Annotated in this window: 21 protein-coding genes, 1 tRNA gene and 2 pseudogenes; 5 read left to right on the top strand and 19 right to left on the bottom strand. The window is 65.6% G+C overall.

All coding sequences use genetic code 11. The features are described from left to right. The first annotated feature begins 310 nt into the window (after nucleotides 1-310). Nucleotides 311-904, top strand: coding sequence for a hypothetical protein (locus EDC31_RS15120; protein ID WP_042059808.1), 594 nt, complete (start codon nucleotides 311-313; stop codon nucleotides 902-904). Nucleotides 905-1,064: 160 nt separating this feature from the next. On the opposite strand, the pseudogene EDC31_RS15115 reads toward EDC31_RS15120, so the two are convergent. Continuing rightward, nucleotides 1,065-2,443 (bottom strand): annotated as a pseudogene (locus EDC31_RS15115) (transposase). A 139-nt stretch (nucleotides 2,444-2,582) separates the two neighbouring features. On the opposite strand from EDC31_RS15115, the gene EDC31_RS15110 reads away from it, so the two are divergent. Then, the gene (locus EDC31_RS15110) at nucleotides 2,583-2,960 is read left to right on the top strand and encodes an HU family DNA-binding protein (protein ID WP_158310332.1); all 378 of its coding nucleotides are present in this window, start codon (nucleotides 2,583-2,585) and stop codon (nucleotides 2,958-2,960) included. Nucleotides 2,961-2,978: 18 nt separating this feature from the next. Here EDC31_RS15110 and EDC31_RS15105 read toward each other — a convergent pair. Both EDC31_RS15105 and EDC31_RS15100 read right to left on the bottom strand, forming a co-directional pair. Next, nucleotides 2,979-3,110 (bottom strand): annotated as a pseudogene (locus EDC31_RS15105) (IS481 family transposase); the annotation flags it as partial. Nucleotides 3,111-3,170: 60 nt separating this feature from the next. Further along, entirely contained in the window at nucleotides 3,171-3,629 is a 459-nt protein-coding gene (locus EDC31_RS15100; RefSeq protein ID WP_042059810.1) for an Lrp/AsnC family transcriptional regulator, read from the bottom strand. Nucleotides 3,630-3,747: 118 nt separating this feature from the next. On the opposite strand from EDC31_RS15100, the gene EDC31_RS15095 reads away from it, so the two are divergent. Then, on the top strand, nucleotides 3,748-5,220 hold the full coding sequence (locus EDC31_RS15095) for an aminotransferase class V-fold PLP-dependent enzyme (protein ID WP_042059812.1): 1,473 nt from the start codon (nucleotides 3,748-3,750) through the stop codon (nucleotides 5,218-5,220). 154 nt (nucleotides 5,221-5,374) lie between these two features. On the opposite strand, the gene EDC31_RS15090 is transcribed toward EDC31_RS15095, so the two are convergent. Next, nucleotides 5,375-6,262, bottom strand: coding sequence for an SDR family oxidoreductase (locus EDC31_RS15090; RefSeq protein ID WP_042059814.1), 888 nt, complete (start codon nucleotides 6,260-6,262; stop codon nucleotides 5,375-5,377). A 93-nt stretch (nucleotides 6,263-6,355) separates the two neighbouring features. On the opposite strand from EDC31_RS15090, the gene EDC31_RS15085 reads away from it, so the two are divergent. Beyond that, the gene (locus EDC31_RS15085) at nucleotides 6,356-7,207 is read left to right on the top strand and encodes a helix-turn-helix transcriptional regulator (protein WP_042059816.1); all 852 of its coding nucleotides are present in this window, start codon (nucleotides 6,356-6,358) and stop codon (nucleotides 7,205-7,207) included. Nucleotides 7,208-7,279: 72 nt separating this feature from the next. Here EDC31_RS15085 and EDC31_RS15080 read toward each other — a convergent pair whose 3' ends face one another. Next, nucleotides 7,280-8,782: an FAD-dependent oxidoreductase gene (locus EDC31_RS15080; protein ID WP_042059818.1), complete on the bottom strand. Its 1,503-nt coding sequence runs from the start codon at nucleotides 8,780-8,782 to the stop codon at nucleotides 7,280-7,282. Nucleotides 8,783-8,936: 154 nt separating this feature from the next. Between EDC31_RS15080 and EDC31_RS15075 the strand changes: the two genes are divergently transcribed. Continuing rightward, nucleotides 8,937-9,410, top strand: a complete 474-nt coding sequence (locus EDC31_RS15075) for a MarR family winged helix-turn-helix transcriptional regulator (RefSeq protein ID WP_239641691.1) — start codon at nucleotides 8,937-8,939, stop codon at nucleotides 9,408-9,410. Between the two features lie 233 nt (nucleotides 9,411-9,643). Here EDC31_RS15075 and EDC31_RS15070 read toward each other — a convergent pair whose 3' ends face one another. From EDC31_RS15070 to ffh, 14 genes are all read right to left on the bottom strand, one after another. Next, nucleotides 9,644-10,102: a hypothetical protein gene (locus EDC31_RS15070; RefSeq protein WP_042059822.1), complete on the bottom strand. Its 459-nt coding sequence runs from the start codon at nucleotides 10,100-10,102 to the stop codon at nucleotides 9,644-9,646. Nucleotides 10,103-10,152: 50 nt separating this feature from the next. Further along, nucleotides 10,153-12,114, bottom strand: a complete 1,962-nt coding sequence (locus EDC31_RS15065) for a serine/threonine-protein kinase (protein WP_042059823.1) — start codon at nucleotides 12,112-12,114, stop codon at nucleotides 10,153-10,155. Nucleotides 12,115-12,162: 48 nt separating this feature from the next. Further along, complete coding sequence (locus EDC31_RS15060; protein WP_042059825.1) at nucleotides 12,163-13,452, bottom strand: adenylosuccinate synthase; 1,290 nt, start codon at nucleotides 13,450-13,452, stop codon at nucleotides 12,163-12,165. A 14-nt stretch (nucleotides 13,453-13,466) separates the two neighbouring features. Beyond that, entirely contained in the window at nucleotides 13,467-14,609 is a 1,143-nt protein-coding gene (locus tag EDC31_RS15055) for an ATP phosphoribosyltransferase regulatory subunit (RefSeq protein WP_042059827.1), read from the bottom strand. Further along, a complete protein-coding gene (locus tag EDC31_RS15050) occupies nucleotides 14,606-15,778 on the bottom strand; it encodes a phosphoserine transaminase (protein ID WP_042059829.1) in 1,173 nt (390 codons plus the stop codon). Before EDC31_RS15050 ends, EDC31_RS15055 begins: the two co-directional genes overlap by 4 nt. Nucleotides 15,779-15,873: 95 nt before the next feature. Further along, nucleotides 15,874-15,957 (bottom strand) — tRNA-Leu (locus EDC31_RS15045). A 62-nt stretch (nucleotides 15,958-16,019) separates the two neighbouring features. Further along, complete coding sequence (gene leuB / locus EDC31_RS15040; protein ID WP_042059831.1) at nucleotides 16,020-17,132, bottom strand: 3-isopropylmalate dehydrogenase; 1,113 nt, start codon at nucleotides 17,130-17,132, stop codon at nucleotides 16,020-16,022. 4 nt (nucleotides 17,133-17,136) lie between these two features. Beyond that, nucleotides 17,137-17,793, bottom strand: a complete 657-nt coding sequence (gene leuD / locus EDC31_RS15035; protein ID WP_042059833.1) for a 3-isopropylmalate dehydratase small subunit — start codon at nucleotides 17,791-17,793, stop codon at nucleotides 17,137-17,139. Further along, nucleotides 17,793-19,214: a 3-isopropylmalate dehydratase large subunit gene (gene leuC / locus EDC31_RS15030; RefSeq protein WP_042059835.1), complete on the bottom strand. Its 1,422-nt coding sequence runs from the start codon at nucleotides 19,212-19,214 to the stop codon at nucleotides 17,793-17,795. Before leuC ends, leuD begins: the two co-directional genes overlap by 1 nt. 42 nt (nucleotides 19,215-19,256) lie before the next feature. Next, nucleotides 19,257-19,631, bottom strand: coding sequence for a 50S ribosomal protein L19 (gene rplS / locus EDC31_RS15025; RefSeq protein ID WP_042059837.1), 375 nt, complete (start codon nucleotides 19,629-19,631; stop codon nucleotides 19,257-19,259). 28 nt (nucleotides 19,632-19,659) lie between these two features. Next, nucleotides 19,660-20,433, bottom strand: coding sequence for a tRNA (guanosine(37)-N1)-methyltransferase TrmD (trmD, locus tag EDC31_RS15020; RefSeq protein WP_042059839.1), 774 nt, complete (start codon nucleotides 20,431-20,433; stop codon nucleotides 19,660-19,662). After that, nucleotides 20,430-20,981 (bottom strand): ribosome maturation factor RimM, encoded by a 552-nt coding sequence (gene rimM, locus EDC31_RS15015; RefSeq protein ID WP_042059841.1) that lies wholly within the window; start codon nucleotides 20,979-20,981, stop codon nucleotides 20,430-20,432. Before rimM ends, trmD begins: the two co-directional genes overlap by 4 nt. A gap of 23 nt (nucleotides 20,982-21,004) precedes the next feature. Beyond that, nucleotides 21,005-21,346: a 30S ribosomal protein S16 gene (rpsP, locus tag EDC31_RS15010; RefSeq protein WP_042059843.1), complete on the bottom strand. Its 342-nt coding sequence runs from the start codon at nucleotides 21,344-21,346 to the stop codon at nucleotides 21,005-21,007. A 44-nt stretch (nucleotides 21,347-21,390) separates the two neighbouring features. Beyond that, complete coding sequence (gene ffh / locus EDC31_RS15005) at nucleotides 21,391-22,797, bottom strand: signal recognition particle protein (protein WP_042059845.1); 1,407 nt, start codon at nucleotides 22,795-22,797, stop codon at nucleotides 21,391-21,393. Nucleotides 22,798-23,188: the final 391 nt, after the last annotated feature.

The raw sequence follows: 23,188 nt of genomic DNA, 5'->3' as shown, positions 1-23,188 counted from the left end.
CGGCGCGTCGCCCGACGGATATCGCGGATCAATCGCTCCCCGGAACGCGTCTCCGGCAAGGATTTCCGGCTCATGCTTCACTCCTTCGTCGTTACAATGAGCCAGAAATCCTCCTTTATCCAATCCGCCAATTCCGTCCCATAGGTCCTGACGCCGGACAGTCTTGCCGTACCAAACCGCTTTATAGCAGACTGACCGTCCCGTCCTTCGCGGCCGCCCATGGAGGAGAAGACAAGACGATGCAAGATCGGTTCAAAGGCCCGTGGGCGCCGGGCGTCAGCACAGAATGGGGACTGGACCTGCGCCTGTCATGACGAGACCTCCCTTGCCGTCGCCCGATATTTTCCAGCATGTCCGCATCATCATGGGAATGGTGATCGGCTTGAGCGTCACCCGCCTGCTCAACGGCCTGGTGCGCATCATCCAGCATCCGGGCCAGACACCGCTCTATCCGGTGCATATCGGCTGGGTGCTGACGCTTCTGCTGATGCTGGTGCATTTCTGGTGGTGGGAATTCTGGCTGATCGCCCTGCCCTCCTGGACGTTCCAGACCTATCTGTTCCTGATCGTCTACACGATCGTCCTGTTCTTCCTCAGCGCCTTCCTCTTCCCCGACACGATCAGCGATTACGCCGGGTATGAGGATTTCTTTCTAGCCCGCCGTCGCTGGTTTTTCGCCTTCTTCGCCCTGACGGTGCTGTTCGATCTGGTCGACACCCTCATCAAGGGACCGGCCCACTACGCCATGTTCTCCGCCGAATACTGGTTCCGCGTGCCGGTCTATCTCATCCTGTGCGGCATCGCGATCGCCACGCCATCCCGCCGTTTTCATATTGCATTCGTAACTGTTGGTCTCCTCTACGAAATCATCTGGATCCTGCGCCATTTCGAGACGCTGAGCTGAGATACATTCCATTTCCCGCCGCAAGACCAGTCTGCCAGCCCTGGAAGAAAGACGACCCGGGACGCATCAATGGCGGATCTCCTCCCGCTTGTGTTGAAAAATCCTCGACGTGGTTGGCGGTGAGGATGGCCCTGAGACCAGGCTGATCGGGCTCTTTACGTTACCCGGCGACCATCGCCACCCGTGGCGGGACGAGCTTGGCCATTTCGCGGATGGTTCTGGGCGGTTGCGGCGAGGAGGAACTCGTCATGAGCGCCGTTTGGGCCACGTAATCGCAGGCGGCCCAGTTTCAGGATCCGTTTAAGGTGGGCGAACAGCCTCTCGATCTTCTTTCGCTGTCGACGTGCCGTGACATAGGCGTCCGTCAACGCGAGGTCGCGGGCCAGATCCCGGGCTCCTTCATGGATCGAACGCATGATTTTGCGGGCTGGCGTGTTCGGCGTGCAGCGCTGTCGAAATTCGTAGCCGTCACAATCGTGCTTGCTGGCACGGTAACGGATGAACCCATCCTGATCAACCTGGGAGCGAGGCTCCGCGGACGTGCGTTGCGACGGACGCAGTTCCTTGCTGGCCGGGCAGATATACCGGTCATGCTCGTGGTCAAACCTGCAATCAGACCGGGCGAACGTCCCATCGGTGCGGGCGGATTTGTCGAACACCGGGATATGCGGTTCGATGCCGCGTTCGTCGACCAGCCACGCCAGATTCGGCGCATCGCCATAGGCAGTATCGGCCGCGAGGCGTACGGGCCATATGCCAAACCTGTCCAGCACCCTCTCTCGATCATGCGTCGCTGGGCGGTGATTTCAGCCTGCCGCAGGCGGTTGTGGCCTCGACGTCCATGATGACGGCATGGTCCAGATCGATCAGGTAGTTCGTGCTATAGGCAAAGAAAGCTCGCTCGGGCGTCGCGGCCGTAAAGCGTGCCGCCGGATCCGTTGGCGCCAGCTTCTTCGGCACGACGGGCGTCGAGCCGCCGAAGGCCGCGTCGTCCAGCGTTTCAAGATATTCCCGGACCGTAGGACCAGCGGCATCGGGCGGCAGGCCCTCCTCGCCGGGTACGGCACGCTGACGGTCGACATCAGCGCGGATCAGGCTGGCGTCGACACCGAAGCTCTCGCCGCCGACCAGTTTCTCTGCGATACAGCGCCGGACAGTGGTCTCGAAAACCTGCCGAAGCAGGTCGCTTTCCCGGAAACGGCCATGCCGGTTCTTGGAAAACGTCGAGTGATCCGGCACTGCACCGTCCAGACCAAGACGGCAGAACCAGCGATAGGCGAGGTTCAGGTGAACCTCCTCGCACAGGCGACGCTCGGAGCGGATGCCCATGCAATAGCCGAAGATCAGCATGCGGATCAGAAGTTCCGGGTCGATCGAGGGCCGCCCCGTGTCGCTGTAGAATGGCTGCAGGTGTTTGCGAACTGCCGCCAGATCCACAAAGCGGTCAATCAGCCGCAGCATGTGGCGCTCGGGAACATGCTGCTCAAGGCTGAACTCGTAGAACAGTGCCTCCTGCATCCCCGTCCGCTCGCCCATCATCCGCATCGCCCTCCAACCTGTTGCGATACTGAATCAGCAGGCAGCAATTACCGCAAGGTGGAGTTTTTCAACACAATCCTCCCAGTATCGGAGTTTTTCCGGCGACCATGACTTGCAGGACCGCACAAGTTGGATCACCATGTCGCTACCGTATTGTGTATTTGTAAGTCATGATCATCCCATGAACACATCTGACCTGATCGAACAGATCGCCAATACCACCAGGCGACCCAAGACCGAAGTAAAGGACATCCTCGACGCCGCGCTCGACGCCATCGTCGACGCCGCGAAGAAGGACGAGGACGTCACGCTGACGGGCTTCGGCAAGTTCTCCGTCCGTCATCTCGCCGCGCGGAAAGAGCGCAATCCCGCCACGGGCGAGAGCATCGAGATCGCCGCCTCGCGCAAGCTGGCCTTCACGGCGGGCAAGGGCGTGAAGAACGCACTCGTTCTGCCGAAGACGCCCGCGAAAAGAGCGGCGGCGGCAAAGAAAGCACCCGCACGCAAGCGAAGCTGACCGACCCCGCCAGATTTTTAGTCCCGGGATTTGATGGTGCGGGTTTTGTATGAGCCGTGATGGTTCGTTTTCCGAGTGCCGGGAAATGAATTCATACGGGGTGAGCCCGCGCAGTGTCTTGAACCTTCGGGCGAAATTGCAGGCGATAACGCGGGTACCCACGCGCGCCAGCAGGGGGCGTGACTGCCGCCGTGATCGGCCGGACGAAGGTCAGATCGGCAATTCGCGATTATCCGCGATGGCCTCCATGACGATATGGGACGTGACGGTATCGAGGTCGATCTGCTCGATCATCTGGCGATAGACCTTATCGAAACCATGCATGTCATGTGCGACGATCTTCAGGAGATAATCATAATCTCCAGCGATGCGATGAAATTCCACGACGTTTGGAATGGCGAGCACGATAGACCGGAAACGCGCCAGCCAGTGATGGTCGTGATGGCGCGTCCGGACCATGACAAATGCCGTGAAGCCCAGCCCGAGGGACCGGGGGTCGAGGCGGAGGGTGTATTGGCCGAGAAGGCCGCACTTGCGCAATTGGGCGAGGCGTTTCCAGCACGCGTTCTGCGATAGTCCGACGGCCTCGGCAAGCGCCCTCTGGGACAGGGAGGAATCACGCTGGAGAACGCGCAGCAGGGCGCGATCTATATGATCGATATTCTGCATTTCAAGCGATCATATGACACAATAAATCGCCTGAAAGAAGAAAAATAAAGGGAGTTTTTTGCGGATCATGGGGTGAAAATGACTTCGCTGAACCTGTCGGGAGGGCTCAAGGGTGGGAATGGATCACGCGCCGTTCGACGCGTTTCGGGCAAGTCTGGGTGAGGGCGAGGCGGCGCTGGCCTCTCTGCGGGCCGGACTTGTCGGCGACGGGATGATGATCGACGGGCCATTCGGCCTCAAGCCGCTCCTATATGCGGATTACGTGGCGTCCGGACGGGCCGTGCGGCCGATTGAAACCTTCGTCATGGAGCATGTGCTCCCATACTATGCAAACACGCATACCGAGGCATCGTTCTGCGGACGTTACATGGGCCGCACCCGGGAGACGGCCCGGCGGATCATCGCGGGATTCTGCGGCGCGGGTGACGGCTATGCAACGATCTTCGCCGGGTCGGGCGCCACGGCGGGGCTCAATCGGCTGGTCGATCTGTTCGGCGTCCGGGCTGCGTCCGACGCGGCGCGGGACGGGCGTGGCGCAAGGCCCGTCGTGCTGATCGGCCCGTATGAGCATCACTCCAATATTCTTCCATGGCGCGAGAGCGGCGCCCGAATGGTGGAGATTCCCGAGGCGCCTCAAGGCGGCGTCGATCTGGCGGCGCTCGAGGCGGCGCTGGACGCCCTTCCGCCGGACGTGCCGAAGATCGGCGCCTTCTCCGCCGTATCCAATGTCAGCGGGATCATCACCGACGTGGATCAGGTCAGCGCCTTGCTGAGGCGTTTCGGCGCGCGGGTCGTCTGGGATTATGCGGGCGGCGGCCCCTATGTGCCGATCGACATGCGAGAGGGCACGCCGTTCCAGAAGGATGCCGTCGTCCTTTCGCCGCATAAATTTATCGGCGGTCCGGGGAGTTCCGGCATCCTGATCGTCCGGCGTGACGCCGTGCACCGCGCCTCTCCCGTTTCGCCGGGCGGCGGCACGGTGCGTTTCGTATCGCCCTGGGCGCATGACTATAGCGACGATCTCGTCACCCGCGAGGAGGGCGGGACGCCGAACATCGTCGGCGATATCCGGGCAGCGCTCGCGTTTCTGGTCAAGGATGCGATTGGTCAGGAGGTGATGGACAGGCGGCACGACGAGTTGCGTGTCATGGCCTGGGAACGGTGGACGGCCAATTCCAACATCGTCATTCTGGGCTCGACCCCCGCCAGGAAGACGTTGCCGATTTTCTCCCTGCGTATCCGCCATCCCGCCGACGGTGGATGGTTGCATCAGCAGCTCTTCACCCGGATGTTGTCGGACGCCTATGGCATTCAGGCGCGTGGCGGCTGTGCCTGCGCAGGCCCTTATGCCCATCGGCTGCTGGAAATCGGGCAGGAGGATTCGGAAACGCTTCGGCGCGCGGTTCTCGACGGGGAGGAGTTGCTCAAGCCGGGCTGGGTGCGCCTCAATCTGAGCGTGTTGTTTGATGACGCGAAGGCCGCGGCGATCATCGACGCCGTGGACTGTCTTGCCCGTGATTCCGCCCTGCTTGCCGAACACTATAGGGTCGATGAGAAAACCGCCCGGTGGCGCGTGGGCGACGCTCCGTGAACCGCTCCGGTCTGCCCGCATTTTCGTGCGGAGCGCGAGTTTGGTTCAACAATGCGCTGCAAGCGCGTCCCGGGCACCGAGGGCGAGGAGACATTCGCGCAGGCAGGGCATCATCCGACCGGATAAAGATGCTCGCCAAAACAACGCCGTCCGATTACGGAGTTGCAGATGCTTGCAGATGTTCGAGATCGGCGATCAGCCCCGGTCCGGTCGGAGTCCAGCCCAGCTTGTCCCGCGTCTGTGCGCTGGAGGCTATAAGGTCGTGATCGAAGAACATCGCCAGCCAGCCGAAATGCGCCGCAGAGTCTTCCGCGGATATGGATTTTACCGGTACCTTCAGGCCACGGCCGATGGCTTCGGCAATATCCCGCATCGGCACGCCTTCTTCAGCCACCGCATGATATTTCGCGCCCGACTCGTTCTTTTCGAGCGCAAGCCGATACAGCCGCGCGACATCCGAGACATGCGCCGCAGCCCAGCGGTTGCGTCCTTCTCCCACATAGGCGGACACGCCTTTCTCATGCGCTGCGGCAACGGCGTATGTGAGAAGCCCTTGCTTCGTCGTGTCATGGACCTGCGGGAGACGCATGACCGAAGCGCGGACATCCTTCAGAGCAAAAGCCGTCTGCTCCGAAACACGGGGAAACGGAAAATCGGGCGGCACGTCGTCATCTTCGGTCGCCATCTGACCCGGCCCGACCAGCAGCGCCGCGCCCCCGGTCACGATGAGGAGTTTGCCCGAGCCGGCAAGAGCCGAGCCCAAAGCCGCGATGGCCTGACCGTCGATCCGGCAATTCTCCACGAAATTTGACCAGTCGTGAATGAACGCCAGATGGATGACGGCGTCCGCGGCATCGGCCCCCTTGCGCAAACTGTCCAAATCTTCAAGCGATCCCCGATGAACCGCCGCACCGAGAGCGGTCAGGGCCGTCGCCCCGTCATCCGAACGGGCGAGGCCGAGAACGTCATGTCCGGCGGCGATAAGTTCCTTGACGACGGGAACGCCGATAAATCCGGTGGCGCCAGTAACGAAAACTCGCATTGAGCAGATCTCCAGCTTTTACTGGCGACAAGTCTCGGCGCGGGATTTATTCTGGTAAAGTAGTGACATTATCATAGTAAGATGGCTAACAGGATGAACACGCCTCTCGAAACCGGGACCCTTCTGGGGGCTTATCTGCGCGACCGGCGGATGAAGCTCGATCCGGCCGCCTTCGGCTTTCCCGTGGAACGTCGCCGCACTCCCGGCCTGCGCCGCGAGGAAGTCGCGCAGCGCGCCAATATCAGCCCGACCTGGTACACCTGGCTCGAACAGGGCCGCGGCGGCGCGCCCTCGGCCGACGTGCTGGACCGGATCGCCCGCGCGCTGATGCTGACCGCGGTTGAGCGCGAGCACCTCTTCCTGATCGCCCTCGGCCACCCGCCCGAACGCCACTACGAGCGGAAGGACGACGTCACGCCCCGGCTCCAGCGTGTCCTGGACGCATTGGACCCGAATCCCGCCCTCATCCGGACAGCGACCTGGGACGTCGTGGCCTGGAATCGGGGCGCCGCCGTGATGCTGGGCGATTACGGCTCGCTACCGCCGCATCGGCGCAATGTGCTGCGGATCATGTTTCTCGACCCGCAGGCCCGCACCATGCAGGAAGACTGGGAGGGCGTGGCGCGCCGTATCGTGGGCGCATTCCGCATAGACGCCGTGCGCGCGGGGGCCGCAACGGAGGTGGCGCCTCTCGTCGAGGAACTGTGCCGGCTCAGCCCCGAGTTCAAGGCGATGTGGCGTGACAACGATGTTCAAGGCGCCCATGTCGAAATGGTCAAGCACATACGCCACCCGGTTCTCGGCACGTTCTCCTTTGAATATTCGGCCTTCGCCGTCGATGGCCGGCCCGATCTCAACCTGGTGGTCTTCAATCCCGCGACTCCGGCGGCTTCGGAGAAGCTCAACTCGCTGATCGGCGCGATACCGGCCCATGAACAGGCATGACTCGCCGATGCGCGCCGACTTTTCCGGAAGGGAGACGAGGTCAAACAGGCGGTCAGGGATTTCGCCGCGACCTCATGCTTCCGCCGCAAGGCCGACCGCGCGCAGATAGTTCTCCGGCATGTCAGCACTGTCCGACGGCAGAATGGCGCCGACATACCCGTCAGGGCGAATGAACACCCAGTCACCGGGCCGGACGGCGTAGGCGTCGCGGAAATGCCCGCGGTCATCGAGGATGTCCCCCTCCGCGCCGATCCTGTGAATGTGGAGACCCGCGCGCGGCCGCACGAGATCATGTCGGACCTCATACCCGAAAGCTGTCCAATGCGCACCCTTGAGCAGATCGAAAAGGCGGATCGGCTGGCCGCTCGCGCCGCGAACGGGCGCATCCGGTGCGCGTTCGCCCGCCGCGAGGCGATCGGATCGCTCCGCCGATTGCAGCGTCAGCGAGGAGCCAGGATAGGCAAGATCGAGCTGACGCACCTCACGGCCGCGCCGCACCTGCCCGCGCAAATCAGCCTGCAACAGCCCGGTGGCAAGACCCAACATGCCGGCGGCGACCGGCCGCCGCTCTTCCTCATAGCTGTCGAGCAGACTGTCCGGCGCACCGTGAAGAACGGCGGCGAGCTTCCATCCGAGATTATAGGCGTCCTGCACGCTGGTATTGAGTCCCTGCGCGCCGGTCGGCGGATGGACATGCGCTGCATCGCCAGCGAGGAAAACACGGCCTGCACGGTACCGATCGGCCAGCCGCGCATTCATGATGAAGGTGGAGGCCCAATAGACGGACTGAATCCGGATGTCCGCCCGCCCCGTGCGCTCCATGATCAGGCGCGTCAGCCCCTCGGCGGACAGATCGAACGCGCCGTCTAGCGGAAGCAGCCCCTGGAGCTGGAACATCTCCGTGCCCGCCAGCGGACTGAACATGATCATGCGCGCCCGATCGCCTTCATTGAAGCGATGCCACGCGTCGCGCGTGAGGCCGGTCAGCGTGACGTCGGCGACCAGACCGCGATGGCCGAGAGTCTCGCCGGGAAAACCGATATCGAGCGTTTGCCGGACGAAGCTGCGGCCACCATCTGTGCCAATCAGATAGCGGACCCGACTCCGCCTTTCGCCGGACCGATCCTTCAGCGTGACGGTCACGCCCGTGCCGTCTTGCTGGATGCCGACGAGCGCACAGCCGAATTCCGGGCGGTGTCCCAGTTCGAGCAGACGCTCGCGCATCACCCGTTCGGTGAGGAATTGAGGCACCATCAGCGGCATACGGTACGGTTCCGCCGCACTCGGCTCATGGGTTTCCATGAGCGTGGTATCCGCATGGTCGCCATCCGCGCGATAAACCCTGATGGGCGGATAAGGGCCGCCCGCCGCGAAAATCCGGTCAACGATCCCGAGATCCTCGAAAACCTCCAGGGTGCGCGGCTGGATTCCCTTGCCGCGTGATCCCGGAAACGGTTCGTCCGCCTTGTCGACGAGACGGAAGGAAATACCGCGTCGGGCCAGATCAAGGGCCAGAGTCAGCCCGGCTGCGCCGGCTCCGCAGATCAGCACGTCCGCGTCGAATTCTTCAGTCATGGCGCGCTCGATCCCGGTTCGGGAAATCCTTGTGAACAGGCGGCTCGCCCCCTGCCCTGACGATGGTGGGTGTCATGATGGTGTTCCTTTCGAAAGTCGGATATATGTGCTGATTACACATATTCCGGAACCCGCCATGCCGTCAAGAAAGAAAGTGCATAATACACATATATCCGGCCAACTCCGCGTCCTGCATGGCGCGCTCATCGATATCGCGACGGTGATAAACCGACCCCAGCGCGACGAAGCGATGATCAGGGAGGCCGGAATCAAGCTCGACCGCGCGCTTTTCCCGTTGCTCGTGCTGATCGAGCGGCGGGGGCCGATCGGGGTGGTGGAGCTCGCTGACCGGGTGGGCCGGGACTACACCACCGTCAGCCGGCAGGTGGCGAAGCTCGACGAACTCGGCCTGATCGACCGCAGGGAAAACCCGTCCGACAAGCGCGTGCGCGAGGCGGTGGTGACGGTGACGGGCAAGGCCATGACCGACCGGATCGACGCGGCGCGCGAACGCATCTTCCGCAGCATTTTCGGGTCATGGGAGGAGCGGGACATCGACGATCTGGTCCGTCTCATGCGCAAATTCGCCGACACGATCAAAGAGGAAGCGGCAGAGGCGCCTGAATAGACCCTGGTCGCGACGGGATCGGGCGATTTCGATCAGACTGCCGCCGGGGTCGCGGCAGTAAACAGGGGTGATCGGTCCGCATGCGCCTCTCTTGATCACCGGGTCGCGTTCGACCGGAACGCCGACGAAAGCCAGATGAGGCACGACGCTTTCTGGATCGTCATCGACGCGATCGAGCGTTTTGACGCGATTCACGAAAATCTCCTCGTGGCCGGATATCAAAGCGGCCTGCTTTACTTGCTTTCGGCGACAGGGCGCGGCCGCTCCTTCTCCCCCGCTGAACTGGTCTCCTCAAATCCCCATTCCGCCCGAAGGGCTTCCGCGCGTTGAACAAGCAGGCGACGGTGCTTGCTCCGTTTGAGCAGTGCCGTGAGGCGCTGCGCAAGCTCGGACCCCTCGGCGATGAACCAGCTCGCACCGACAGCGACCCATCCCGTCGCCAGAACCATGGGGTCGAGCGTCAGTTCCACGCATTTCTCCCAGCCTCCCTGTGCTTCCCAGATGAGATGCAGGGGATGGACGACGGCCGCCAGGAGGAAGAACAGGGCGGCCAGGCTGCGGTGAGAACGTCTTTCTCCCGACAGGATCCGCAGCAGCAGGACGGGCAGAATCCAGACGACAAGAGCCACGGTCGGGCCAGGCAACAGGACCGTCAAAGCCGTCAGCCCGACGCTCCATCCAACAATCGACACGGTCGAAGCGCTGTTGGATCTCCCGCCCGCAGCGAGGGAAGAGGACGCCGTCATCGGACGAACTCGATCACGCAACTGAGGATCGCCACGACGATGCCGGTGAGCAGGGCGGCAAATTCGGCGAGTCTTATCGTTTCGACATCATTTTCATCCGACGCCGCCTCGTCCTGGGAAAGACTTTTCTCGATGGCCAGCAATTCCTCATGCGCCGCATCGTGGGCGTTGCGATCCACGAGAGCGTCGGACGGATCGTGAACCGCCGCCCAGACCTGATATAGATTTCCTTTCTCGATGGCGGCGCGCAGCCTGTCCGCGCGTCGCCCCCTGCGCGTGCGGCTCCTCCAGGTTTTCACCTCGTCCTCCAGAAGGACGCGCAGGTGCCGGGCAATGCCCCGCAAGGCGGGAATCTGGCACATCCGTTGCACCGTGATCATGAGAAGCAGGTCGGATTGCCAGAACGCCGCGCCGGTTTCGGAGCCGGAAGGCTCGAAGGCGAGACCATTCCTCTGGCAGGCGCTCTCCAGAAAGGTCCGGACATGGATATCGAGAACGCCGCTCTTTTCGAGCCGTGCGACGTCGGCGGCGTCCGAAGTCGCGCCGGAATGTTCCAGCGCGCGATCGACCGCCAGAAGGACGGCGCGCGGGTCCGACAGGCGCTGCGAGATCAAATCCGGCGAGAGGCAGCGCTGCCATGGATTGGTGTCATAGACCAGCCGCCACAGGCGGGAGACGCCCTTGCGCCGCGTGCGACGATAGGCGTGCGTCAATGCGTTGACCTGCGCTCCGATCGGCCCGCTCCAACGCGCATAGGATGAATGCGGCGCCAAAATCTGGCCGACAAGCGGGATGACGCCGCTCTTGGGGTCCGACGGCGTGCCCGCAATCGCCTCGTCCACCAGCATCGCGGGAAGGGCTTCCGGCCAGAACCATCGGCCGGAGCGCCAGACGGGAGCCTGCGGATCGAGAATATGCACCGCCCGGGAAAGGGCGTCCTCCTCCGTTTCCATGGCCGTGCCGGCGGCGATCTGCCCCATCATCTCCCGCAGGGCGCGGCAGGTGGCATTGTCCTGAAACTCGACCGCCATCCAGTTTTCGACGACCCCTTCGCGCAAGGCGCGAAGCAGGGCGGGGGGATGACTCGCCCCGCGCCAGGCGAGTTCGCGCGGCGTCCGGCTCTTCAGCCCGTCGAGAGACAGCGGCGCAAGTGCCGTCCTTTCGGCACGGACCGAGAAAAACTTGCTCGGCTCCATATTCATCAGATCGCGCGGACCGGGACGCTGGGACGCATCGTCGGACAGCATCGCCTTCAGGACGGAAGCAAGCCCGCGCGTCACAGGCGCGGCCTGCAAATAGGCCTCCCTGCTTCCCTGGGCGAAGCGCCGTTCCAGTATGGCCTCGTCGGAAAGATCGGCGAAGGGCGGCTGCCCGGCGCATAATGTCAGCACCAGGACGCCAAGCGAGAAAACATCGTCGGCGATGCCGCCGGCGCCGCGGGCGGCGGGCGCGCACACCGCGCTGGAGAGCGGCTCGAATGCGACGGGCTGCCGCGCCGCGGGCATTTCGAAGGCCGGGGGCAGCACGACGATCTGGTGCATCCCCGGTCCGACATAGACCGTGTCCGGTCTCAGGCAGCGCAGGGTGAGGCCCGCCTCCTGCACGCGCTCCAGCAGGGCGGCGAGCGGCTTGATGACGCCATCGATGATCTGGCCTTCCCGCCAGGGGGTCGTCTGGCTGGAAACCGGCATCCCGGGCGGCTGGGACATGACGGCGCAAAACGAGCCTGCCGTCTCGTCATGACCCAGAATCGGCAGCAGGGCCGGAGCCCGGAGCGCGCGGAACTTCTCGAAACGCGGCGAGACGCACTCCGGCAGAAGCCCCGTCAACGCGGCGCCGGGCGCCCACAGATCGACGGCCTGACACGCCGCAATGCCCCCCAGCGGGGGCAAGGGCGAATCCGGTATGAGACGATACCGCCCACCGACCAGCGGGGCCTCTTCGGTCGTCTGTGCCATGCCTTCTCCTTCCGGAGATCAACTTGGCGCAAAAGAGTTAAGAATTTCTCAATCCTCGAACGGGTCACGCATGAGAATCGTATCGTCCCGCTCCGGGCTGGTGGAGAGCAGCGTCACCGGCGCCTCGATCAACTCCTCGATGCGGCGGACATATTTGATCGCCTGCGCCGGCAGATCCGCCCAGGACCGCGCGCCCTGCGTGGTTTCGGACCAGCCCGGCATCGTTTCGTAGACCGGCTTCACACGCGCCTGCGCCGCGGGCGAGGCAGGGAAGGAGGTGATGCTCTTGCCGTCCAGCGTATAGCTCGTGCAGATTTTCACCTCGTCGAGCCCGTCCAGCACGTCGAGCTTCGTCAGGGCGATGCCGTTCACGCCGCCCACTTTCACCGCGCGGCGCGCCAGCATGGCGTCGAACCAGCCGCAACGGCGTGGTCGGCCGGTCACGGTGCCGAACTCATGCCCGCGCTGGCCAAGGGTCCGGCCCGTCTCGTCATGCAGTTCCGAGGGGAAGGGCCCCTCGCCGACCCGCGTCGCATAGGCCTTCGCGATACCGAGCACGAAGCCGATGCTGGACGGCCCAACCCCGCTCCCGCTGGCGGCGACGGCCGCGATGGTGTTCGAACTCGTCACGAAGGGATAGGTGCCGTGATCGACATCCAGCATGACGGCCTGCGCGCCCTCGAAGAGAATGCGGCGGCCCGCCCGGCGCGCCTCGTCCAGCCGCTCCCAGACGGAGCAGGCGAAAGGCAGCACGCGCGGGGCGAGACGGTTCAGATGATCGAGCAGCGCCTGCTTGGTGAAAGTGTCCGCGCCCAGCCCCGCCAGCAAGGTGTTGTGATGCAGCAACAGCTCGTCGAGCTTCCAGTCCAGCGTCTCGGGTTCCGCCAGATCGCACAGGCGGATCGCGCGGCGGGCTACCTTGTCCTCATAGGCCGGCCCGATGCCGCGTCCGGTCGTGCCGATCTTGCGCTCCCCCCGCGCCGCCTCGCGGGCGCGGTCCGTCGCCGCGTGGATGGGCAGGATCAGCGGCGCGTTCTCGGCGATCCACAGCGTCTCGGGCGTGACGGTCAGACCCTGCGCCGTCACACGGTCGATCTCGGTCAGCAGCGCCTCCGGATCGACGACCACGCCATTGCCGATCACGCCCGTCTTGCCGCGCACGAGACCGGAGGGCAGCAGGGACAGCTTGTACACCTGATCGCCGACGACCAGCGTATGCCCCGCATTGTGACCGCCCTGAAACCGCACGACGATATCGGCGCGGCTGGCGAGCCAGTCCACGATCTTGCCCTTCCCCTCGTCGCCCCACTGGGTGCCGATGACGGTGACGTTGGACATGAAAGCCCCCTTATTTACAACGTGACCAGATCGTCTGGCAGAAGAAGATGACGACAGCCCAGACGCCGCGCCTCCGCGCGAACGTCCCCGACCGGAGCGAGCCCCGCCACCGTCGCATATCCTTGCGCACGGCAGGCGGCGGCGCGCGCGACGTCCACGCCGGCGGGCACATAGACGCGCGGACGCAGCTCGATCGGGCGCGCGGCGCGCAGAAGCACTTCGGGGCGCAACGTCAGGCCGCAGGCGGGTTCCGACTCATGGGCCAGATATCGTCCGCCACGCCCGAGTTCCTCCCGCTGGTCCCGTGCGAACACGGTGACGCAGACGCCCGTATGATACTGCCAGCCCCGGAATTCGACCGGATCGACCGTCAGACGAATGCCCGGCGACCGCGCGGCGATCGTGGTCGCGACAGCGGCAAGACGATCCGCCAGGACGCGGGCGGCGGAAGAGAGCGTCAGCCCCGCCAGCGCGGCGAGCGCCGTGTCGGCGGGGCCGGCGGCGTCCAGCATGGCGTTCAGCACCGGCGCGGCCGCCCCGCCGAGAGTCGCGACGGCGGCGGCGTCCTTGCGATCTAGCGCATGCATCAACTGGGCTCGCGAAGACGGCACGAGCCCCAGCTCGTCCACCACCTGCTGCACCAGTGCCGGGTAGGACAGATCGAAGGAGACATGGGCGATCCCCAGCCGCTCCAGCGCCTCGGCGGCGACGAGCACGACTTCGGCGTCCGCCTCCGCCGAATCCACGCCGATCAGCTCGATTCCCGCCTGGGTGATCTGCCGCTCGCCCTCCCGCCCCGGCGCACCGACGAGCACGCAGCTTCCGGCATAGGAGAGGCGCAGGGGACGCGGGCTGTCCGCCAGCCGCGTGGCGGCGATGCGCGCGATCTGCGTCGTCATGTCGGGACGCAGCGCCATCATGCGGCGTGAATCGGGGTCCATCAGGCGGAAGGTCTGCTCGGCAAGGGCCTGCCCCGCGCCATGGAGCAGTGAGGTCTCGAACTCCATCAGCGGCGGCCGCACGCGCTCATAGCCGTGGGCGGCGAACACCTCCATGACCAGCTCGATGCCGCGCGCCTCGGCCTCGGCTTCATGCTGGAGCAGGTCGATGAAGCCCGTGGGCAGCAGCGCGGTATTGGGTTCCTCGAACACACTCATGCGGCGAATTCCAGCCGCGTGACCTCATGCGCCCAGTCGAGCCACGGCAGCAGCGCCTCGATATCGGCCGTGTCCACCGTCGCGCCGCCCCAGAGCCGCAATCCGGGCGGGGCGTCGCGATAGGAGGCGAGATCGAACCCCGCGCCTTCCGCCGCGACCAGGCCGGTCAGGTGCTTCACGGCCCTGTCCATCCCCTCTGCGGAGAGCGCGAGGAACCAGGGCGCGACGATCCTCAGGCAGATGGAGGTCGAGGACCGTATCTCCGGCGAATCCGCGAGGAAATCGACCCAGCCGGCCCGCGCCGCCCACCGCTCCACCGCGGCGAGATTGGCGGCGCTCCGCGCCTTGAGCGCCGGGAGCCCGCCGATCGAGGCCGCCCAGTTCAGCCCGTCCAGCGCATCCTCGACACAGAGCATCGACGGCGTGTTGATCGTATCCCCCGCGAAAACGCCCTCGATCAGGCCCTTCCCGTTGGCGAGGCGGAAAATCTTGGGCAGGGGACGCGGCGACGGCTGCGCGAGACGCACGGCGGCGCGGGGGCTGAGCGCGAGCATCCCGTGCGCCGCCTCGCCGCCCAGCACTTTCTGCCAGGACCACGTGACGACATCCAGCCTATCCCAGGGCAGATCCATCGCGAAGGCGGCGGAGGTCGCATCGCAGATCACCAGCCCCTCATGCGTCGCGGGAATCGCCTCGGGGCCGGGCATGCGCACGCCGGAGGTGGTGCCATTCCAGGTCAGCACCACGTCGCGCGACCAGTCGACGACCGAAAGATCGGGCAGCGCGCCATACCGCGCCTCATGAACGCGCAGATCGGGCAGAGCCAGCACCTCGCGCAGATCGCGCGCCCATTCGCCGGAGAAGCTCTCGAAGGAGAGTACATCCACCCCCCGTTCGCCGCACAGCGCCCAGAGACTCATCTCGACCGCGCCGGTATCGGACGCGGGAACGATCCCCAGACGCCAGTCCGCCGGGAGGCCGAGAATGGCTTTCGACCGCTCGATCACCGCCTTGAGCCGCGCCCGCCCTTCCGGCGCGCGATGTGAGCGACCGAGCAGCGCGCCCTCCAGCGCGGCGAGGGACCAGCCGGGCCGCTTGGCGCAGGGGCCGGACGAGAAGAACGGCCGCGCGGGCTTGACGATCGGCTTGCTCAGGGAGATTTCGGACATTGCTCGATGCGATCGGGGCCTGATGAAAGTGGAGCGGGCGGCGACGGAACAACGCCGCGATCAAGCCTCAGCGGGCGGGCGACCCGCATGAGTCGTGGTGCGAGAGGGGGGACTCGAACCCCCATGCCTTGCGGCGGTCGATTTTGAGCCGACTGCGTCTACCGTTCCGCCACTCTCGCACGGACAGGAGCCCTTATAGGCGATTCGCGGGAAAAGCAAAGCGCCGGCGCGGGAAATAACGTCAGCCCGCGAGCTTTCCCAGTTCCTTCACCACGGCGTCGCCCATGACGCTGGTGCCGACGCGCGCCATGCCTTCGGACATGATGTCCGCCGTCCGCAATCCGGAGGCGAGCACGTTGGACACCGCCGTCTCGATCAGCACCGCATCCGCCTCGCGGTCGAACGAGTAGCGCAGCAGCATGGCGAAGGAGAGGATCTGCGCCAGCGGGTTGGCGATGCCCTTGCCCGCGATGTCCGGCGCGGAGCCGTGGATCGGCTCGTACAGCGCATGGCGCTTGCCGTCCGCCTGCTCCGCGCCGAGAGTAGCGGAAGGCAGCATGCCGAGCGAGCCGGTGAGCATCGCCGCGAGGTCGGAGAGCAGATCGCCGAAGAGATTGCCCGTCACCAGCACATCGAACTGAAGCGGGTTGCGCACGAGCTGCATGGCGCAGTTGTCAGCCAGCATGTGGGTGAGTTCGACGTCAGGATACACGCGCTGCCGGAGATCGGTGACGACCTCCTTCCAGAGCAGGCCGCTCTCCATCACGTTGCATTTCTCGATGGAGGTGACACGGTTGCGCCTGACGCGCGCGAGGTCGAAGGCGACACGCGCGACGCGCTCGATCTCGCCAGTCGTATAGACTTCCGTGTTGACGCCGCGCCTGCTGCCGTCGGGCAGGGTCTCGATGCCGCGCGGCTCGCCGAAATAGATGCCCCCGACCGTCTCGCGCACGATCATGATGTCCAGCCCGCGCACGACGTCGGGCTTGAGCGTGCTGGCGTCGATCAGCGCGTCGAACACCTTGGCGGGACGGAGATTGGCGAAGAGTTCGAGTTCCGAGCGCAGACGCAGGATGGCCACCTCGGGACGCCTGTCGAAGCCGACATGCGCCCAGGCCGGATCGCCCACCGAGCCGAAGAGCACGGCGTCCGCTTCCTTCGCCAGAGCGATCACCTCGTCGCGGATCGGCACGCCATGCTTCGCCAGCGACGCGCCGCCGACCAGTTCCTCGGCGATGTCGAGCTTCAGGCCGCGCGCGGCCTGAAGCCACTGCACCACCTTGGCGACCTCGCGCATGACCTCAGGGCCGATGCCGTCGCCCGGCAGGACCAGAAGCTTCTTCGTTTCGCTCATCGTCTCAGACTTTCTGACTGGTCCCGGATTCGCCGTCCGCGGTCTTGCGGATCTCCGGCATCCAGGGTTCGGCCTGCTTCCGCTTCGTCTCGAACGCGGTGATCGCGCCATCATGACGCAGGGTGAGGCCGATATCGTCCAGCCCCTCGAGCAGCATGTGACGGCGGAAGGCATCGACCTCGAACGGAATCTCCGTCCCGTCCGGGCGGCATACGACCTGACGCTCCAGATCGACCGTGAGACGCGCATTGGCCCCGAGCCGCGCATCCCCCATCAGGGCGTCGCAGATCTCGCGCGGCAGGCGGATCGGCAGGATGCCGTTCTTGAAGCAGTTATTATAGAAGATATCGGCGAAATTCGGGGCGATCACGCAGCGTATGCCAAAATCCAGCAGCGCCCAGGGCGCATGCTCGCGCGACGAGCCGCAGCCGAGATTGTCATAGGTGATCAGAATCTCGGCACGGCGATACGGCTCCTTGTTGAGCACGAAATCCGGATTTTCCGATCCGTCCGCCTCGTAGCGCAGGCCTGCGAACGCGTGTCTGCCCAGCCCGCTGCGTTCGATGGTCTTGAGAAAGCGCGCGGGAATGATCTGGTCGGTGTCGATATTCTCGGCCGGCATCGGCGCGGCGATGCCGGTCAGCGTGGTGAATGCCCGCATCAGGCCGGTTCCTCCGCCGGGACAAGTTCGCGCACATCCGTCAGCGCGCCCGTCACCGCCGCCGCCGCCGCCATGGCGGGGGAGCAGAGATGGGTGCGGCCGCCGGGGCCCTGACGCCCCTCGAAATTGCGGTTCGAGGTCGAGGCGCAGCGCTGGCCCGGCGTCAGCCTGTCGGGATTCATGCCGAGGCACATGGAGCACCCCGCCTCGCGCCATTCGAACCCGGCCGCGCGAAAGATCGCGTCCAGCCCCTCCGCTTCCGCCTGCGCCTTCACATTGCCCGAGCCCGGCACGATCAGGGCGCGCACGCCGGGCGCGACCTTGCGTCCCTTCGCCACGGCGGCGGCGGCGCGCAGATCCTCGATGCGGCTGTTGGTGCAGGAGCCGATGAACACGACATCGATCTTCGTGCCCGCGATCTTCCGCCCGGCCTCCAGCCCCATATATTCCAGCATCCGCCGCCAGGACGCCGCGCGCGCCGGATCGTCGCAGGAGGCGGGATCGGGGATGAGCCCGGTGATGGGCAGCACATCCTCCGGGCTGGTGCCCCAGGTGACGCTGGGCACGATGTCCTCGGCCTTGAGCGTCACCTCCCGGTCGAACACCGCGTCCGGATCACTCGCCAGTGTCGTCCAGTAGGCGACGGCCTGCTCGAACGCCTCGCCTTTCGGCGCGTAGGGACGGTTCTTCACGTAATCGAAGGTCGTCTGGTCGGGCGCGACGAGCCCGGCGCGCGCTCCGGCTTCGATGGACATGTTGCACAGCGTCATCCGCCCTGCCATGTCCAGCGCGCGGATGGCGGAGCCGGCGAACTCGATCACATGCCCCGTGCCGCCCGCCGTGCCGATCGTGCCAATGATGGCCAGCATGATGTCCTTGGCGGTGACGCCCGGCCCGACCTGCCCCTCGACCGTCACCCGCATGTTCTTCGCGGGTTTCTGGAGCAGGGTCTGCGTCGCCAGCACATGCTCGACCTCGGAGGTGCCGATGCCGAAGGCCAGCGCGCCGAGCGCCCCATGGGTGGAGGTGTGGCTGTCGCCGCAGACGATGGTCGCGCCGGGCAGCGAAATGCCCTGCTCCGGCCCGACCACATGGACGATTCCCTGATTGCGCGAGCGCAGGGGGAAATACGGGACGCCGAACTCACGCACGTTGCGTTCGAGCGTCTCGATCTGCAACCGGCTCTGCGGCTCCTCGATGGGCAGGCTGCGATCCGTGGTGGGGACGTTGTGATCCACCACGGCGATCGTCGCCTCGGGATGACGCAGCCTGCGGCCGGCCAGACGCAACCCTTCGAACGCCTGTGGGCTCGTCACCTCGTGAACGAGATGCCGGTCGATATAGAGGATGCAAGTGCCGTCCGGGAGCTTCTCGACCACATGGTCGTCCCAGATCTTGTCGAACAGCGTTCGGCCCGCCATGCGCTCCTCCCCTCTTTTCCCCCGGCGCCGTTCAGCGCCGTTTTACGACGCCACGACCTCGCGCGCCCGCTCGGCGATGCGGGCGGACTTGCCGCTGCGGCCGCGCAGATAATACAGCTTGGCGCGACGCACCCGGCCGCGGCGGATCACGGCGATCTCCGCGATGCTCGGGGAGTAGAGCGGGAAGATCCGCTCCACGCCTTCGCCGTTGGAGATCTTGCGGACCGTGAAATTGCTGTTCAGGCCCTTGTTCGACCGCGCGATCACCACGCCTTCATAGGCCTGGACGCGCTCGCGCGTACCTTCGACGACGCGTACGCCGACACGCACGGTGTCGCCGGCCTGGAATTCGGGCACCGCGCGGGCGGTGGTCAGACGCTCGATCTCGCGCGCCTCGTACTGCTGGATGATGTTCATGTTGATACTCCTGAAGGATCGAAAAGACTTAATGAATCGGGCCCGTCATCCTGCCTCGCGCCGCTTCGCCCTGCACGTTTTCCCTTCGTGCGGCTTCGAAGGCGGCCCAGAGATCGGGACGGCGTGACTTCGTGACCGTGATCGCCTGCTCGCGCCGCCACGCCGCGATGGCCGCGTGATGGCCGGAGAGCAGGATCGCGGGAACCTCCATGCCGTCCCAGAGGGCCGGTCTGGTGTAATGGGGATATTCGAGCAGCCCGTCCGCGCCGAAGCTTTCCTCGGCGTCGCTGGCCTCGGAGCCCATGACGCCCGGCAGCAGGCGGACACAGGCGTCGAGCAGGAGGAGCGCCGGAATCTCGCCGCCGGACAGCACGGCGTCGCCCATCGAGAACTGCTCGATACCGCGCCGCTCCAGCACGCGCTCGTCGACACCCTCGAAGCGGCCGCAGACGAGCACGACCCCCGCACCCGCCGCCAGTCGCCGTGCATCGTCCTGACGGAAGACGCGCCCGCGCGGCGTGGGATAGACGACCGGACGACCGTCCTCCGCCACCGCGTCCAGCGCCGCCGCGACGACGTCGGGCCGCATCACCATGCCTGCCCCGCCGCCGAACGGCGTGTCGTCCACGGCGCGATGACGCCCCAGCCCGTGCGCGCGCAGATCATGTGCGGCGCAGGACCACGTTCCGCGCTCCAGCGCCTGACCGGCCAGCGAGCAGCCGAGCGGTCCCGGAAACATCTCCGGGAACAGCGTCAGCACGTCGGCCCGCCAGGGAGCCCGCCCTGTCGCCGTCGCCGTCATGCGCGCACCGCCACGTCGCCGGGGCCGGACGGATCGCCCTCGACCTCGATCTCCACCGGCGGAACGACGACGAGCCGCTTCGACGGCAGGTCGATCTCCGGCACGCAGCGCTTCGTGAACGGCACGATCAGGCTGCGCGCGCCCGCGATTTCGAGGCTCACTCCCGCGCCGTAATCATGCACGACATTGACGACGCCAAGCGCCTCGCCCTCCGGCGTCACCGCCGCAAGGCCGATCAGATCGACATGATAGAACTCGTCGCCGTCCGGGTCCGGCAGGCGCTCGCGCGCCACGAAGAGTTCCAGGTTCGTCAGCCGCGCCGCCGCGTCGCGGTCGGCGATCTCCCGCCCGTCCGCGTCGAACAGCGCCGCGATTCCCGAGCCCCGCCATTCCACCCGCCACGCACGCCCCTGCGCGTCCCGCACGTCACCCAGCGCCTCGATCGTCGCCGGGTCTTCCGTCGCCGCATGCAGGCGCACGAGTCCGCGCACCCCATGGGGGCGGCCCACGGTGGCGACGAGAATCGCGTTGGGGAAGGGGGCGGTCATGGCGCGTCGGGCCGATGCGAAAATCAGGCGGCCGCTTTGGCCTTGGCCGCGGCGCGCTCCTGAGCCGCCTTCTTCGGGGCGGACTGCGTCGGCTGCTCGCGATACTCGAATTTCGGCGCGAGACCGGCATTGCCGAGGAAGCGCGCGACGCGATCGGTCGCCTGCGCGCCCTGGGACAGCCAGTGCTTGATGCGCTCGTCATTCAGACGGATGCGGTCGGCATGGTCGGAGGGCAGCATCGGGTTGTACGCACCCACCTTCTCGATGAAGCGGCCGTCACGCGGGCTGCGGCTGTCGGCGATCACGATGTGGTAGTAGGGGCGCTTCTTGGCGCCGGCGCGGGAAAGACGAATCTTGAGGCTCATGGAAAACTCCGGAAACGTTGAAATCTGAGAAAAACAGCCAGGGCCTAGCGTCGGGGGAAGCCGCCGCCGAACCCGCCGGGCGGCATGCCGGGGGGAGCGCCGCCCGACATCAGCCCGGAAAGCATCTTCTTCATGCCGCCGAGGCCCATCTTGTTGATGCGCTTCATCACGGTGGACATGTCGTCGAACTGCTTGAGCAGCTTGTTGACCTCCTGCACGCTCGTGCCGGACCCGGCGGCGATGCGCTTCTTGCGGGAGGCCTTGATGATCGCGGGCGTCTTGCGCTCGTCCTTCGTCATCGAGGAAATGATGGCGAGCTGCTTGCGGAAGATCGCCGCGGTATCGACGTCCTTGCTCTCCAGCACATCCTTCAGCTTGCCCATTCCGGGCAGCATGCCGAGAATGCCGGAGACCGAGCCGAGCTTGTTGATCTGGCGGATCTGCGAGGCGTAGTCGTCGAGATCGAACTTCCCCGCCAGCATCTTCTTGGCGAGGCGCTCGCTTTCCTCCTGGTCGATGGTCTCGGAGGCTTTCTCGACCAGCCCGGCGATATCGCCGAGGCCGAGGATGCGCCCCGCGACGCGCTCGGGATGGAACTCCTCCAGCGCCTCGAGCTTCTCGCCGGTGCCCGCGAGCTTGATCGGCGCGCCGGTGATGGCCCGCATCGAGAGCGCCGCGCCGCCGCGCGCATCGCCATCCATCCGGCTCATGACGACGCCGGTGATCCCCACGGCTTCGTTGAAGCGCTGCGCCGTGTTCACCGCGTCCTGTCCGGTCATCGCATCGACGACGAGCAGGGTTTCGGCCGGGCTGGTGGCGGCGCGCACGTCGCGCACTTCCTGCATCAGCGCCTCGTCGATGGAGAGGCGGCCCGCCGTGTCGAGGATGACGACGTCATACCCCTCGCGCCGCCCGACCTCCATGGCGCGCCGCGCGATCTCCACGGGCTGCTGGCCCGGCACGATCGGGAGCGAGGCGACGCCCGCGCGTTCGGCAAGCTGCTGGAGCTGAAGCTGGGCGGCGGGACGCTGCACGTCGAGCGAGGCGAGCAGCACCTTCTTCCGCTCGCGATTCGTCAGCCGCAGCGCGATCTTGCCGGAGGTCGTGGTCTTGCCCGAGCCTTGCAGCCCGACCATCAGGAAAGGAATCGGCGCGGGCGCGGAGAGCGTGAGCGGCACCGCCCCGGCGCCACCCAACGCGTCGATCAGCGCGTCATTGACGATCTTGGCGACGGCCTGACCGGGCGAGATGCTGTCCAGCACCTCCGCGCCCACGGCGCGCTCGCGCACCTTGTTCGTGAAATCGCGCACGACCGGCAGCGCCACGTCGGCGTCGAGCATGGCGAGGCGAACCTCGCGCATGGCTTCGGCGACATCGTCCTCCGAGAGTTTTCCACGTTTGGAAAGCCCCTCGAAAACGCCGGACAGCTTGCCTGAGAGCGAGTCGAACAAGAAAAACTTACTCCAAAAGAAAGCGCGCCACTGCGCGAGCCTTCGCGAGGTGGCGTGTTCTGATCGGTGCGTGTCAGTAGGAGACAGGACCGGGGCGAGTCAAGCCTTATCGCATCAGGACCTTATCGCGCGGTGATGCGAGGCTCGCTACGAGGCTCCGCCCAACGCCAGAGGGCGGTCGCCCTCTGGCAATCCCTGACCATGAAGACGAGAGGATCGGGAGCCAGAATTCCCTATCAGACTGTCGGGTTGGTGGCACTTGCTTCTGGCGCTTTGCGGCAAGCTTTCAGGTGGCGGCGCTGATGACGCGTGCCGGGGAAGACCTCGTCCAGGGCTTTCCAGAAACCGGGCGCCCCGTCGCCGACCGCCAGTTCCGGGGCGATGCCCAGGC

This window comes from Acidomonas methanolica (assembly GCF_004346035.1).
Classification (GTDB): Bacteria; Pseudomonadota; Alphaproteobacteria; order Acetobacterales; family Acetobacteraceae; genus Acidomonas; species Acidomonas methanolica.
Note: the sequence above shows the minus strand (reverse complement) of the source record. Positions and strands in the feature narration are given on the sequence as shown.